This is a genomic window from Kitasatospora sp. NPDC008050 (assembly GCF_042957465.1).
GTDB lineage: Bacteria > Actinomycetota > Actinomycetes > Streptomycetales > Streptomycetaceae > Kitasatospora.
On sequence record NZ_JBIBIJ010000008.1, the window covers coordinates 74,273 to 89,060 of the forward strand.

The window sequence follows — 14,788 nt, forward strand, 5'->3', positions numbered from 1 at the left end:
GTCCGTTCCTTGCGGAAAAGGGGTCGCGCCTGCGTGCTGGGGTCCGGTTGCCCGGTTCAGGAGGTTTCGAGCTCGTCGTCGAGCAGGTCGAACAGCTCGTCGTCGGTGGCCGATTCGATGTCGGTGCCGCTCTCGGCCGGCTCCTGGCCGTCGGCTCCGAGGTAGTCCCGCCACTGCGTGAGCAGGGCCTGCAGGCGCAGGGTGACCCGCGTCCCGGTCTCCTCGTCGGTGGGGGTGGTCGCCAACGCCTCGGCCAGCCGGTCCAGTTCGGCGAAGACGCCCGGCCCGGCCGCCTGTTCGGCCAGCGGCAGCGTGGTGCGCAGCGCACCGGCCAGCTCGGCCGGGCTCGGGTGGTCGAAGGCCAGGGTGGCCGGCAGCCGCAAGCCGGTGACCGCGCCCAGGCGGTTGCGCAGCTCGATGGCGGTCAGCGAGTCGAAGCCCAGCTCCCGGAAGCCGGCACCGGGTTGGACGGCGGCGGCCGTGGCGTAGCCGAGCACCACCGCGACCTGGGCGCGCACCAGCTCCAGCAGGATGCGCTCCTGCTCGCCGGCGTCCAGTCCGGTCAACTGCCGCACCAGCGCCGTACCCGGGTCCTCCTGGGCGGCGCTGACCGTGCGCCGGGAGGGCCGGCGGATCAGGCCCCGCAGCAGCGCGGGCACCTGGCCCGACTCCGCCGCCCGGGCGCGCAGGGCGGGCAGGTCCAGCCGGGCCGGCAGCAGCACCGGGTCCGGCAGCCCGACGGCCGTGTCGAGCAGCGCCAGGCCCTCGGCGACCGACAGGGCCGCCGCGCCGCGGGTCATCCGGCGGGCGTCGGCCTCGGCCAACTCCCCTGCCATGCCGCCGCCGTCCTCGGCCCACAGGCCCCAGGCCAGCGCGCCGGCCGGGCGGCCGGCGGCCCGGCGCTGCTGGGCGAGCGCGTCCAGGAAGGCGTTGGCGGCAGCGTAGTTGGCCTGACCGGGGTTGCCGAAGATTCCGGCGGCGGAGGAGAAGAGGACGAAGGCGGTGAGGTTCTGATCCTTCGTCAGTTCGTGCAGGTGCCAGGCCGCGTCGACCTTGGGGCGCAGCACGGTGGCCAGCCGCTCGGGGGTGAGCGAGGAGAGTACGCCGTCGTCCAGCACACCGGCGGTGTGCACCACGGCCGTCAGCGGGTGCTCCAGCGAGCCGAGCAGTCCGGCCAGCGCCTCGCGGTCCGCGACGTCGCAGGCCGCGAACCGCGGCACGGCGCCCAACTCCGTCAGCTCGGCGGCCAACTCGGCCGCGCCCTCGGCCGCCTCACCACGGCGCGAGACCAGCAGCAGGTGTCGCACGCCGTGCCGTGCCACCAGGTGCCGGGCCACCGCCCGGCCGAGCGAGCCGGTCGCGCCGGTCACCAGGACGGTGCCGGCGGGGTCGTAGGCCGGGGCCGTCCCGGGTTCGTCGGTGCCGACCTGCGCCAGCCGTGGCGCGAGCGCCGCACCGGCGCGCAGGGCGAGCTGGGGTTCGTCCGCCTCGACGGCGGCGGCGAGCGCGGCTGCCGAGGCGGGGTCCTCGTCGACGTCGAGCAGCACGATCCGGCCCGGGTTCTCCGCCTGCGCCGACCGCAGCAGACCGAGCGCGGCGGCCGCGGGCAGGTCCCAGACGCTCTCGCCCGCCGTGACGGCAACCGCGCCACGGGTCACCACGACCAGCCGGGAGTCGGCGAACGCCTCCTCGGCCAGCCACTGCTGGACGGTCACCAGCACCTGGTGGACGGTGCGGTGGGTGGCCGCGACCACCTCCCCGACGCTCTGCGGTACCGGCAGCACAACCGTGTCGGGCAGCGTCCCGCCCAGCTCGGCCAGGTCCTCGAAGGACACCGCCTCGAAGGACACGGCCCCGAAGGACACGGCCTCGAAGGACACGGCCTCGAAGCACGCAGCCCCGGCCAACCCGAGGTCGTCCTGTCCGAGCACCGCCACCGCGCCGAGCGAGCCGGCCGGCGGCAGGGCGACGGGCGCCCACTCCTGGCGGAAGAGCGCCTCGTGGCGGCCGGCGCTGCCCGCCAACTGCTCGGGCGAGAAGGGCCGCAGCACCAGCGAGTCGATCGACGCGACCGGCGCACCGCCGGCATCGGCCACCGCCAGCGCGACCGCGTCCGGGCCCACCGAGGAGAGCCGGACCCGCAGCTCGGCCGCACCGGCGGCGAAGAGTGAGACACCCGACCAGGAGAACGGCAGCCGTCCCTGGCCCGTCTCCGCCACCAGACCGCCGAGCCCGATCGCGTGCAAGGTGGCGTCCAGCAGCGCCGGGTGCAGGCCGAACAGGCCCGCCTCCGCGGCGGCCTCCTCCGGCAGCGCCACCTCGGCGAACAGCTCACCATCGCGCCGCCAGGCCGCCCGCAGCCCCCGGAACACCGGACCGTAGCCGAAGCCGGCCGCCTCGAAGCCCGGGTAGACCGCGTCGACCGGGACCTCCTCGGCACCCGCCGGCGGCCACTGGGTCAGCTCGAACGAGGCCACCCGCTCACCCGCCGCCAGCAGACCGGTCGCGTGCCGGGTCCACGGCTGGTCCGGCTCGGCGGCGAACGTGCCGTCCGTGCCGCCCGTGCCGTCCTGGCGCGTGAAGACCGCCAGCGGGCGCCGGCCGGCGGCGTCGGGCGAACCCACCGTCAGCTGCAGCCGCACCGCGCCCTTGGCCGGCAGGACGAGCGGTGCCTGGAGCGTCAGTTCCTCCAGCAGGTCGCAGCCGACCTGGTCGCCGGCCCGGATCGCCAGCTCCACCAGAGCGGCTCCCGGCAGCAGCACCGTGCCGGCGACGGCGTGATCGGCGAGCCACGGGTGGCTGTCCAGCGCGAGCCGCCCGGTGAGGACGTGGGTGTCCGCCTCGGCGAGCGCCAAGGAGGCGCCCAGCAGCGGGTGTTCCGCCGCCCCGAGGCCCGCCGAGGCGAGGTCGCCGACCCAGCCGGACTGCGGCCGGGGCCAGTAGCGCTCGCGCTGGAAGGCGTAGGTGGGCAGCTCGACCCGCCGGGCCCGGGTGCCCGCGAAGACGGCCGCCCAGTCGACCGGGAGGCCGCGCACGTGCAGGCGCCCCAGTGCCATGGCGACCGCCTCGGCCTCCGGGCGGTCATGGCGCAGCAGCGAGGTCAGCAGCACCGCGCTCTCGTCGGCCAGGCACTCCTGCGCCATCGCGGTGAGGGTGCCGTCCGGGCCCAACTCCAGGAAGGTGCGGACCCCTTCGGCCTCCAGCGCTTGGACCGCATCGGCGAAACGCACCGCCTCCCGGACATGGCGCACCCAGTATTCGGCGGAGTTCAGGGCCACCGTGAGGTCGCCGGACCGGTCGAGCGTGGAGACGATCGGGATCCGCGGCTCATGGAAGGTCAACTCCCCGACGAGCGCGCGGAACTCCGCCAGCATCGGCTCCATCAGCGGCGAGTGGAACGCATGGCTGACGGTCAGCCGCTTCGTCTTGCACCCGTCGGCGGTCAGCTTCTCGGCCACCTCCAGCACCGACTGCTCCGCACCCGAGATCACCACCGACGACGGCCCGTTGACGGCGGCGATCCCCACGTCCGCGCGGCCCGCCAGCAGCGGCAGCACCTGCTCCTCGGCCGCCCGCACGGCCACCATCGCGCCACCTGCGGGCAGTTGCTGCATCAGCCGGCCGCGGGCGGCCACCAGCCGGGCCGCGTCCGCCAGCGAGAGCACGCCCGCGACATGCGCGGCGGCCAGCTCGCCGATCGAGTGCCCGGCCAGGACGTCAGGCCGCAGGCCCCAGGACTCGACCAGGCGGTAGAGCGCCACCTCGATCGCGAAGAGCGCGGGCTGGGTGTAGGCGGTCCGGTCGAGCAGCTCGTCGGCCTCCGTCAGCGGGGTGTCGAGGTGGCGGTCCAGCTCCGCCCGCACCGCGTCGTAGGCCGCCGCGAACTCCGGGTACCTGTCGTAGAGTTCGGCGCCCATTGCGGCGCGCTGGCTGCCCTGCCCGGTGAACAGGAAGGCCGTGCGGCCGACCGGGCCGAGCGTCTCGCCCACGGCCGCACCGCTCGCCAGCCGGTCGAGACCGTGCAGCAGCTCCGCGTGATCGCGTGCGACCACGGCGGCGCGGTGGTCGAACGCCGCCCGAGCGGTGGCCAGCGAGTAGCCCACGTCCACGATCGCCTGCTCGGGACGGGCCGCGAGGTGCTCCCGCAGCCGGGCCGCCTGGCCCCGCAGGGCCTGCGGCGTCCGGCCCGACAGCACGAGCGGCACCACCGGCGTCCGCCCGGCCGCGTCGGGCAGCGCGGAGGCCTCGTCGGCCGCCTCCGGGGCCTGCTCGATGACCAGGTGCGCATTGGTGCCGCTGATCCCGAACGACGACACCGCCGCGCGACGCGGCCGGCCCGTCTCGGGCCACGGCCGCGCCTCGGTCAGCAGCGCCACCGCACCGACCGACCAGTCCACATGGCTGGACGGCGTGCCGACGTGCAGCGTCCTGGGCAGCACGCCGTGGCGCATCGCCATCACCATCTTGATCACACCGGCCACGCCCGCCGCCGCCTGGGTGTGGCCCAGGTTCGACTTCACCGAGCCGAGCCAGAGCGGCCGCTCCGCGGTGTGCTCGCGGCCGTAGGTGGCCAGCAGCGCCTGCGCCTCGATCGGGTCGCCCAGCGAGGTGCCCGTGCCGTGCGCCTCGACGGCGTCCACCTGGTCCGCCGTCAGCCCGGCACTGGCCAGCGCCTGGCGGATCACCCGCTGCTGGGCCGGGCCGTTGGGCGCCGTCAGGCCGTTGCTCGCGCCGTCCTGGTTGACCGCGCCACCGCGCACCACGGCGAGCACCGGGTGCCCGTTGCGCCGCGCGTCGGAGAGCCGCTCGACCAGCAGCATGCCCGCGCCCTCGCCCCAGCCGGTGCCGTCCGCGTCGTGCGAGAACGCCCGGCACCGGCCGTCGGGCGACAGGCCGCGCTGGCGGCTGAAGCCCACGAAGGTCGCGGGGGTGGCCATCACGGTGACGCCGCCGGCCAACGCCATGGTGCACTCGCCGCTGCGCAGCGCCTGGATCGCCCAGTGCAGCGCGACCAGCGAGGAGGAGCAGGCGGTGTCGACCGTCACGGCCGGGCCTTCGAGACCGAAGGTGTAGGAGAGCCGGCCCGAGGCGATGCTGCCGGTGTCGCCGCCGCCCAGGTAGCCCTCGCCGCCTGCCGGATCGTCCCGCGGGAGGCCTGCGTAGTCGTGGTACATCACCCCGACGAAGACGCCGGTCCGGCTGCCGCGCAGGGCGGCCGGGTCGATGCCCGCACGCTCGAAGGCCTCCCAGGAGGTCTCCAGGAGCAGCCGCTGCTGCGGGTCGGTGGCCAGCGCCTCGCGCGGGCTGATGCCGAAGAAGGTCGGGTCGAACTCGGCGGCGTCGTGCAGGAATCCGCCCTGGCGGGTGTACGAGGTGCCGGGGTGCTCCGGGTCCGGGTGGTAGAGACGCTCGATGTCCCAGCCGCGGTCCTCGGGGAAGCCGGAGATCGCGTCCCGGCCGCCCGCGACCAACTGCCACAGGTCCTCGGGCGTGCTGACACCGCCGGGGAAGCGGCAGCTCATGGCGACGATGGCGATCGGGTCCTCGTCGGCCGGGGCGGGCCGGGCGGGGGCGTCCGGCCGATACTCCGGGCCCGCGCCGCCGACGAGTTCGGCGTGCAGCAGCCGGGCGAGGGCCTGCGGGTTGGGGTGGTCGAAGACCAGGGTGGCCGGCAGCCGCAGGTCGGTCACCGCGGCGAGGCTGTTGCGCAGCTCCAGGGCGCTGAGCGAGTCGAAGCCCAGCTCGCGGAAGGCGCGGGTCGGGTCGACCGCGTCCGGGCCGCCGTGGCCCAGCACGGCGGCGGCATGGGTGCGCACCAGGTCGAGCAGCAGCGCGTCCTGCTCGGCCCGGGGCAGGCCGGTGAGTTGCGCGCCCAGCGCCGAGGCCGCGGCGCCGACGCCGACGGCCGCGCGGCGCGTGGGCACCCGGACCAGGCCGCGCAGCAGCGGCGGGAGCAGGCCGAGGCCGGCCTGGGACCGCAGGCCGGCCAGGTCGAGCCGGGCCGGCAGCAGGACCGGTCCACCGGAGCGGGCCGCTGCGTCGAACAGCGCCAGGCCCTCGGCCGTGGCGAGCGGCAGCACCCCGCCGCGGGCCATCCGCTGGGTGTCCGGGCTGCTCAACTCCCCGGCCATGCCGCCGTCCTCGGCCCACAGGCCCCAGGCCAGCGAGGTGGCCGGCAGACCGGCAGCGCGCCGGTGCTCGGCGAGCGCGTCCAGGAAGGCGTTCGCGGCGGCATAGTTGGCCTGCCCCGCCGCGCCGAACACACCGGCGGCGGAGGAGAAGACGAGGAACGCGCCGAGACTCTGATGCTTCGTCAGCTCGTGCAGATGCCAGGCCGCGTCGACCTTGGGCCGCAGCACGGTGGTCAGCCGCTCGGGGGTGAGCGAGGAGACGATGCCGTCGTCCAGCACACCGGCGGTGTGCACCACGGCCGTCAGCGGGTGCTCCAGCGAACCGAGCAGCCCGGCCAGCGCCTCGCGGTCGGCCACATCACAAGCCGCCAGCGTCACCTCGGCACCCGACTCGCGCAGCTCCGCGGCGAGTTCGGCCGCACCCGCGGCCCGCGCACCACGCCGGGAGACCAGCAGCAGGCGGCGCGCACCGTGCTCGGTCACCAGGTGGCGGGCGAAGAGCCTGCCCAGCGTTCCGGTGGCGCCGGTCACCAGGACCGTGCCCTCCGGGTCCAGCACCAGTGGCGACGCCTCGGCGACGGGCGCCACCCGTGCCAGACGCGGCACGAAGGCCGCACCCGCGCGCAGCGCCAGCTGCGGCTCACCCGCATCGACCGTGGCCGGGAGCGTGGACAGCGAGGCGTCGTCGACGTCCACCAGCACGATCCGGCCCGGGTTCTCCGACTGCGCCGACCGCAGCAGACCGAGCGCGGCGGCCGACGGCAGGTCGGTGACATCTTCGCCTGCGCCGACGGCCACCGCGCCCCGGGTCACCACGACCAGGCGGGAGTCGGCGAACGCCTCCTCGGCCAGCCACTCCTGGACGGTCACCAGCACCTGACGGACAGCCGTGTGCGTGGCCGCGGCCACATCCTCGGCATCGGTCGGCAGGACGGGCAGCACGATCGTGTCCGGCGCCGCCGCGACCAGCTCGCCCAACTCCGCGGCGCACGTGGCCCCGGCGAGCCCGAGACCGTCCGCACCCAGCACCGCCACCGCACCGAGCGGACCGGCCGACGACAGCGCCACGCCCGTCCATTCCGGGCGGAAGAGCGACTCAGAGCGGCCGGCGCCCGCCAACTGCTCGGCCGAGAACGGCCGCAGCACCAGCGACTCGATCGACGCCACCGGCGCACCGGTGCCATCCGCCACCGCCAGTGACACCGCGTCCCCGCCGGCCGGCGAGAGCCGCACCCGCAACTCGGCCGCACCGGCGGCGAAGAGCGAGACACCCGACCAGGCGAACGGCAGCCGCCCCTGACCCGTCTCGTCCAGCAGCCCGCCCAGTCCGATCGCGTGCAGCGAGGCATCCAGCAGCGCGGGGTGCACCCCGAACAGGCCGGCCTCCGCGGCGGCCTCCTCCGGCAACGCCACCTCGGCGAACAGCTCACCGCCGCGCCGCCAGGCCGCCCGCAGCCCCCGGAACCGCGAGCCGTAGTCCAGCCCGGCCTGCCCGAGGCCGTCGTACAGACCCTCGACCGGCACCGCCTCGGCGCCGGCCGGCGGCCACTGCGTCAGCTCGAACGACGCCGCCCGCTCGCCGACCGCCAGCAGACCGGTCGCGTGCCGGATCCAGGCTTCGGCGGCGGAGTCGTGCTCCGGACGCGAGTACACCTGAAGCGCACGCCGCCCCTCGCCGTCCGGCTCACCCACCGCGAGGCAGAGCTGCAGCCCGCCCGCCGCCGGAACGACGAGCGGCGCCTGCAAGGTCAGCTCCTCCAGCAGGCCGCAGCCCGCCCGATCCCCGGCCGCCACCGCCAGCTCCACGAACGCGGTGCCCGGCAGCAGCACGCTGCCCGCGACCGTGTGGTCCGCCAGCCACGGCTGCGCCTCCAGCGACAGCCGCCCGAAGCAGAGCAGCCCGTCCGCGCCGGGCAGCGCAACGACCGCGCCCAACAAGGGGTGTTCCATCGCGCCGAGGCCGGAGCCGGTCACGTCGCCGACGGGCAGGGCACCGCTGTCCAGCCAGTAGCGCTCGCGCTGGAAGGCGTAGGTGGGCAGGTCGACGCGCTGGGCGCCGGTGCCCGCGAAGACGGCCGACCAGTCGAGCTTCACACCCCGCACGTGCAGCTGCGCCAGGCCCGCGGTGAAGGTCTCCGCCTCCGCCCGGTCGCGGCGCAGCACGGGCGTGAACAGCGCCTCCTCCTCGGCCGTCACGCACGCCTGACCGAGTGCGGACAGCGTGCCGTCCGGCCCCAGCTCCAGGAAACTACGGACTCCCTCGGCCTCCAACGCCCCGATCGCATCCGCGAAGCGCACCGCCTCGCGGACATGACGCACCCAGTACTCGACCGAGGTCAGATCGGCGCCCGGCTCCAGCGTCGAGACGATCGGGATCCGCGACTCGTGGAACGTCAACTCCGAGGCCACCGCCCGGAACTCCGCCAGCATCGGCTCCATCAACGGCGAATGGAACGCATGACTGACCGTCAGCCGCTTGGTCTTGCACCCCAGCTGCTCCGCCACCTCCAGCACCGCCGACTCGGCACCCGAAAGCACCACGGCAGCAGGCCCGTTGACAGCCGCGATACCGACATCCGAACGGTCGACCAGCAGCGGCAGCACCTCCGCCTCGCCCGCCTGCACCGCCACCATCGCCCCACCAGCGGGCAGCGCCTGCATCAACCGCCCACGCGCCACCACCAACCGCGCCGCATCCGCCAGCGAGAGAACCCCCGCGACATGCGCGGCCGCCAGCTCACCGATCGAGTGCCCCGCCAGGAAGTCCGGCCGCACACCCCACGACTCGACGAGCCGGAACAGCCCCACCTCCAGCGCGAACAACGCCGGCTGCGTGTAGGCCGTCCCGTCCAGCAACGCCCCCGCATCCTTCAGCGGCACCTCCAGATGCCGGTCCAGCTCCGCACGGACCGCGTCATACGCCGCCGCGAACACCGGGAAGGTCTCGGAGAGTTCAGCGCCCATCCCGGCCCGCTGACTCCCCTGCCCCGCAAAGAGGAACGCCGTCCGCCCCGCCGAACCCGCCGTCCCCAGCACCAAGCGCGCCGTGGTCGGCTCACCGTCGGCCAGCGCCCCGAGGGCCGCCAGCGCCTCCCCGCGGTCCCGGACCAGCAGCGCGGCCCGTCGCTTGAGGGCCGTACGGGAGGTGGCGAGTGAGAACCCGAGCTCGGCCGGGCCGAGTTCGGCCCGGCCGGTCACGTGCTCCAGCAGCCGGGCCGCCTGGGCCCGCAGCGACCTCTCGTCCCGCCCGGTGATCACCAGCGGCAGCGGCCGGGTCGGCTGCAAGGCAACACCAGGCCCGTCCTCGTCAGGCGCCGGCTCGACCACACCCTGCTCGATCACCACGTGTGCATTGGTCCCGCTGACGCCGAACGAGGACACCGCCGCCCGGCGCGGCCGCCCGGTCTCGGGCCAGGGCCGCGCCTGGGTCAGCAGCTCCACCGCGCCGGCCGACCAGTCGACGTGCGGGGTCGGCTCGTCCACGTGCAGCGTCCTGGGCAGCACGCCGTGCCGCATCGCCTGCACCATCTTGATGATGCCGCCCACGCCGGCCGCCGCCTGGGTGTGGCCGATGTTGGACTTCAACGAGCCCAGCAGCAGCGGACGTTGCCGGTCCTGCCCGTAGGTGGCCAGCAGGGCCTGTGCCTCGATCGGGTCGCCGAGCCGGGTGCCCGTCCCGTGGGCCTCCACCGCGTCGATCTGATGGGCCGTCAGCCGGGCCGAGGCGAGCGCCTGCTTGATGACCCGCTGCTGCGCCGGGCCGTTGGGGGCGGTCAGCCCGCTGCTGGCGCCGTCCTGGTTGACCGCGCTGCCGCGCACCACGGCGAGCACGGGGTGCCCGTTGCGCTGGGCGTCCGAGAGCCGCTCGACCAGCAGCATGCCGACGCCCTCGCCCCAGCCGGTGCCGTCGGCCGCCGCGGCGAAGGACTTGCAGCGGCCGTCGGCGGCGAGCCCGCGCTGGCGGGCGAAGTCGATGAAGGCGTTGGGGGTGGACATCACGGCGACGCCGCCGGCCAGCGCCATCGTGCACTCGCCCGCGCGCAGCGCCTGGACGGCCCAGTGCAGCGCGACCAGCGAGGAGGAGCAGGCGGTGTCCACGGTGACGGCGGGGCCCTCCAGGCCCAGTGCGTAGGCCACCCGGCCGGAGGCGACGCTGCCCGCGTTGCCGTTGCCCAGGTAGCCCGCGACGTCCTCGGGAACCTCGAAGAGGCGGGCGGCGTAGTCGTGGTACATCACGCCCGCGAAGACCCCGGTCGCGCTGCCGCGCACCGAGTCCAGGTCGATGCCGGCCCGCTCGAAGGCCTCCCAGGAGACCTCCAGCAGCAGCCGCTGCTGCGGGTCCATGGCCAGCGCCTCGCGCGGCGAGATGTTGAAGAAGTCGGGGTCGAACCGGGCGGCGTCGTGCAGGAAGCCACCCTCACGGGTGTAGCTCGTGTCCTCGGGATCGGCGGGCAGGAGGTCCCAGCCGCGGTCGACGGGGAAGCCCGAGACGCCATCGGTCCCGGTCGCCACGAGCTGCCACAGGTCCTCGGGAGAGCTCACGCCGCCCGGGTAGCGGCAGGCCATGCCGATGATCGCGATCGGCTCGGGCTCCTGCTCCTCCAGTTCGCGCAACCGCCGACGGGTCTCGCGCAGGTCGGCGGTCGCCCGCTTGAGGTAGTCGAGGAGCTTCTCTTCGTTCTCCACGTTGTCCGTCACACCCCTGAACCGGCCGTGAGGGTCCTGCCGGTCGCCGGTCGGCGTCCGTGGACGCCGTCGAGCGGATCGGGCCTGACCGACAATTGATCGACCACCAATTGATTCGTGATGAAAAGCGCGCGCCCGCCGGATCCCGCCGCCCGGAAAGGAATGGTGCCGTATGTCCGACTGACTCTCGGAACACCATTGCTGCTCGGCCACGCTAGCAGCGGCCCGTTGCGGCGGACATCCCCTAACCGCCCCCTAGCCCCCCTGACTCAAGGGGTCCCGGATGGCGGCAGACCTGCCCAAGTCTCCCCCATGCTATACATGGTGACCTCAGTTCCGTGTCCCTTTCCACCGGCGCATGACGTCGTATCAGGATGCGCGTGAACTCCTCGCCGCGCAGCCCCCAGGCCGCCGTTATCGCGTCCCGCCCGATTCGCAGGAATCAATGAATAGAGCACGCGCAGCACAGGCCGTGGATTCTGCCGTCGTCGTGGACCGGCTGGTCAAGAAATACCGCAACCGCGGTCACCCGGCAGTCGACAATCTCAGCTTCAGCGTCCGCCCCGGCGAGGTGTTCGGCCTGCTCGGGCCGAACGGCGCCGGCAAATCGACCACCGTCGGCATCATGACCACCCGGGTCGCCCCGACCTCGGGCAGCGTCACCATCCTCGGGGTCGACGTGGCGGCCGACCCCGCCCGCGCACACCGGACCTTCGCGGTCGTCCCGCAGCGCAACAACCTCGACCGCTCGCTGACCATCCGGCAGAACCTCGTCTTCCACGCCGGCTACCACGGCATGGGCCGCGCCGAGCGCAAGCGGCTGGCGGACAGCAGCCTGGAGTGGGTGGGCCTCAGCGACCACGGCAAGGCGCGGGTGGACGAGCTCTCCGGCGGCCAGGCGCAGCGGGTGATGATCGCCCGGGCGCTGATGCACCGGCCACGGGTGCTCTTCCTGGACGAGCCGGCCACCGGGCTCGACCCGCAGTCCCGGCTCTTCGTCCACGAGCGGGTGACCGAACTGAGCGCGGCCGGCATCACCGTGGTGATCACCACGCATGACATGGAGGAGGCCGCCAAGCTCTGCGACCGGGTCGGCATCATCGACCACGGCAAGCTGCTGGCGCTCGACTCCCCGCGGGCGCTGACCGAGTCGCTGCCGGGCACCGGCACCCTGACCGTCACCCTGCGGGAGTCCGCCGAGGCCGACCCGAACGATGTGCTCCGGGCCTTGGAGAAGACCACCGGCGTCGAGCGGGTCGAGCCGGTCGACCGGACCGGCGCCGCCGAGGGGGGCGAGGCCCCGTCGGGCCCCACCCGGCTGCGGATCTACACCACCGGCCGGCCGACGGCGGCGCTGCCCGCCGTCGTCGGCGTCCTCACCGAACTGAACCGCGACCTCGACGACGTGTCCCTCGGCGAGCTGACCCTGGAGGACGTGTTCATCGAACTGACCGGGAGGGAACTCCGTTGAGCACCACCACCCCCCTCATGCCCCTGCCGCACGCCGGGGCCGATCCGGTGGGCGCCCGCAGGGTCCGCTCGGCGGCCTGGGCGTTCTGCTACATCCTGTGGCGGGACATCTTCGTCACCGGCCGCGAGCTGGTGCCGTTCCTGGCCCAGGTGGTCGTCGAGCCGTTCTTCATCCTCTTCGTCTTCGGCAAGGTGCTGACCGGCATCGGCTACACCGGCGACGGGTTCCAGGAGGTGCTGCTGCCCGGTGTGGTGGCGCTCAGCAGCTTCCTGGTGGCGCTGCAGAACACGGCCTTCCCGCTCATCGTGGACTTCTCCTTCACCAAGGAGATCGAGGACCGGCTGCTCTCGCCGATCCCGCTCGGCCTGGTCGCCATGGAGAAGCTGCTGTTCGGGGCGATCCGCGGCCTGATCGGTGCCGGCGTGATGATCCCGCTCGGCTTCCTGCTGCTGGACCACGTGCACTGGCCGCTGTCCAGCGCTCTGCCGGTCGCCGGCATCCTGGTGCTCGGTTCGCTGGCCGGCGCCACGGTGGGGATGACCATCGGCACCGCGGTCGACTCGCGGCACATCAGCATCATCATCGCCGTGGTGCTGACCCCACTGATGTTCACCGGCGCCACCCAGTTCCCGTGGTTCGGCCTGAGCGCGGTGCGGCCGTTCCAGGTGGTGTGCGCGCTCAACCCGCTGACCTACGTCAGCGAGGGGCTGCGGTCCGTCCTGATCCCGCACACCGCCCTGCACTCGATCCCGCTCTGGATCGACCTCGCCGCGCTGGTCGCCGCCTGCCTGCTGTACGGACTGATCGGCATCCGTGGTTTCCGCAAGCGGGCGCTGGACTGAGCCGAGGAGGAGGAACCCATGGCCCAGACCGACCTCGCCGCCGGTACGGCATCCGCCGAGCAGCCGGCACCCGCGGCCGCCGCGCGACCACCGGCCGACCAACAGCCCTTCGCCCGGCGACCGGTGGCGATCATCGCCGGGATCCTCACGCTGGCCCTGCTGGTCACCAGCAACCGCTACGGGTACTACGGCGACGAGCTGTACTTCATCGTGGCCGGCCGGCACCCCGCCTGGGGCTATGCCGACCAGCCGCCGCTGCTGCCACTGCTCGCGCACGCGCTCAATGCGCTGGCCCCGGGCAACCTGGTGGTGCTGCGGCTGCCCGCGACCCTGCTGAGCGGCCTCGGCGTGCTGCTCTGTGCCCAGCTCGCCCGCGAGATGGGCGGGCAGCGGCGCGCCCAGGTACTGAGCGCAGGCGCCTTCGCCGTGTCACCGATCATCGTGGTCTTCGGCCACCTGACCATCACCCCGACCCTGGACGTCTTCTTCTGGACCCTGATCAGCTGGCTGCTGGTGCGCTGGATCCGGCTGCGCGACGACCGGCTGCTGCTCTGGCTCGGCCTCGCGACGGCGGTGGACCTGCAGAACAAGTACCTGGTGGGGGTCCTCCTGCTCGCCCTGCTCGGCTCGGTGGTCGCGGTCGGCCCGCGCGAGCTGCTGACCCGGCCCGCGCTCTGGGCCGGCGCTCTGTTCGCGGTGCTGGTGACGCTGCCGAGCCTGCTCTGGCAGGCCCGGCACCACTGGCCGCAGGCGGACATGACCAGCGTGATCGCCGCCGAGGACGACCGGCTCTTCGGCGGTCGGGTCGGCTTCCTGCCGCTGGCCCTGTCGATGGCCGGCTTCCCGTTGCTGCTGCTGATGTGCGCGGGCCTGTGGCGGCTGCTGCGGATGCCGGAGCTGCGCGACCACCGCTTCCTCGGCTGGGCGGCGCTCGGCACCACCGCGTTCTTCCTGGTCGGCGACGGACGTTCGTACTATCTCGCCGGGCTCTTCCCGGTGCTCTGGGCCGCGGGCGCGGTCTCCCTGCAGCACCGCCCGGCCTCGCGCGGCTGGCGCTGGAGCCACAGCACGGTCTCCTTCGTGATCTGCGCGGTGGTGGCGGTCGCCGAGCTGCCGCTGTATCCGTTCTCCTCGATCGCGAAGGTGCCCTACGCCTTCAACTTCTCGACCGCCGAGACGATCGGCTGGCCACAGCTGGCCGACACGGTCGCCACCGCCTACCGCGCGCTGCCCGCCGACGAGCGGCAGCACGCGGTGATCGTCACCGACACCTTCTGGGCCGAGGGCGCCCTGGAGCTCTACGGGCCGGCCCGCCGACTGCCGCAGGCCTACAGCCCGCAGCGCGGCGCCTGGTACTTCGGGGCGCCGCCGGACGACTCCGGCGCCGTGCTCTACGTCGGCGGCGACGAGGCGACGCTGCGCGGCGAGTTCGGCAGCGTGCGCCAGGTGGCCACGATCGACAACGGCCACGGGGTGACGAACATCGACCAGGGCAAGGCGGTCTGGCTCTGCCAGGGCCCGCACACGCCGTGGTCCACGCTCTGGCCCGGCCTGCACGAGTTCGCCTGACGAACCATCACGAGAGGGACGGCTTCGGCCCCGGGATCCTGAGGATCCCGGGGCCGAAGCTTTGCTGCGACCGGGGGCCGACCGTAGGG

At 74.1% G+C, this 14,788-nt stretch carries 4 protein-coding genes; 3 read left to right on the plus strand and 1 reads right to left on the minus strand.

Annotated elements, in window-relative coordinates; all coding sequences use genetic code 11:
* Window positions 1-56: 56 nt before the first annotated feature.
* Entirely contained in the window at window positions 57-10,829 is a 10,773-nt protein-coding gene (locus ACFZB9_RS17780) for a type I polyketide synthase (protein ID WP_391448119.1), read from the minus strand.
* A gap of 460 nt (window positions 10,830-11,289) precedes the next feature.
* Between ACFZB9_RS17780 and ACFZB9_RS17785 the strand changes: the two genes are divergently transcribed.
* The 3 genes from ACFZB9_RS17785 to ACFZB9_RS17795 are packed head-to-tail and all read left to right on the plus strand — an operon-like array spanning window position 11,290 to window position 14,699.
* The gene (locus tag ACFZB9_RS17785; protein WP_391448121.1) at window positions 11,290-12,288 is read left to right on the plus strand and encodes an ABC transporter ATP-binding protein; all 999 of its coding nucleotides are present in this window, start codon (window positions 11,290-11,292) and stop codon (window positions 12,286-12,288) included.
* On the plus strand, window positions 12,285-13,130 hold the full coding sequence (locus ACFZB9_RS17790) for an ABC transporter permease (RefSeq protein ID WP_391448123.1): 846 nt from the start codon (window positions 12,285-12,287) through the stop codon (window positions 13,128-13,130). Before ACFZB9_RS17785 ends, ACFZB9_RS17790 begins: the two co-directional genes overlap by 4 nt.
* A gap of 18 nt (window positions 13,131-13,148) precedes the next feature.
* Window positions 13,149-14,699, plus strand: a complete 1,551-nt coding sequence (locus ACFZB9_RS17795) for an ArnT family glycosyltransferase (protein WP_391448125.1) — start codon at window positions 13,149-13,151, stop codon at window positions 14,697-14,699.
* The last annotated feature ends 89 nt before the right edge of the window (window positions 14,700-14,788 follow it).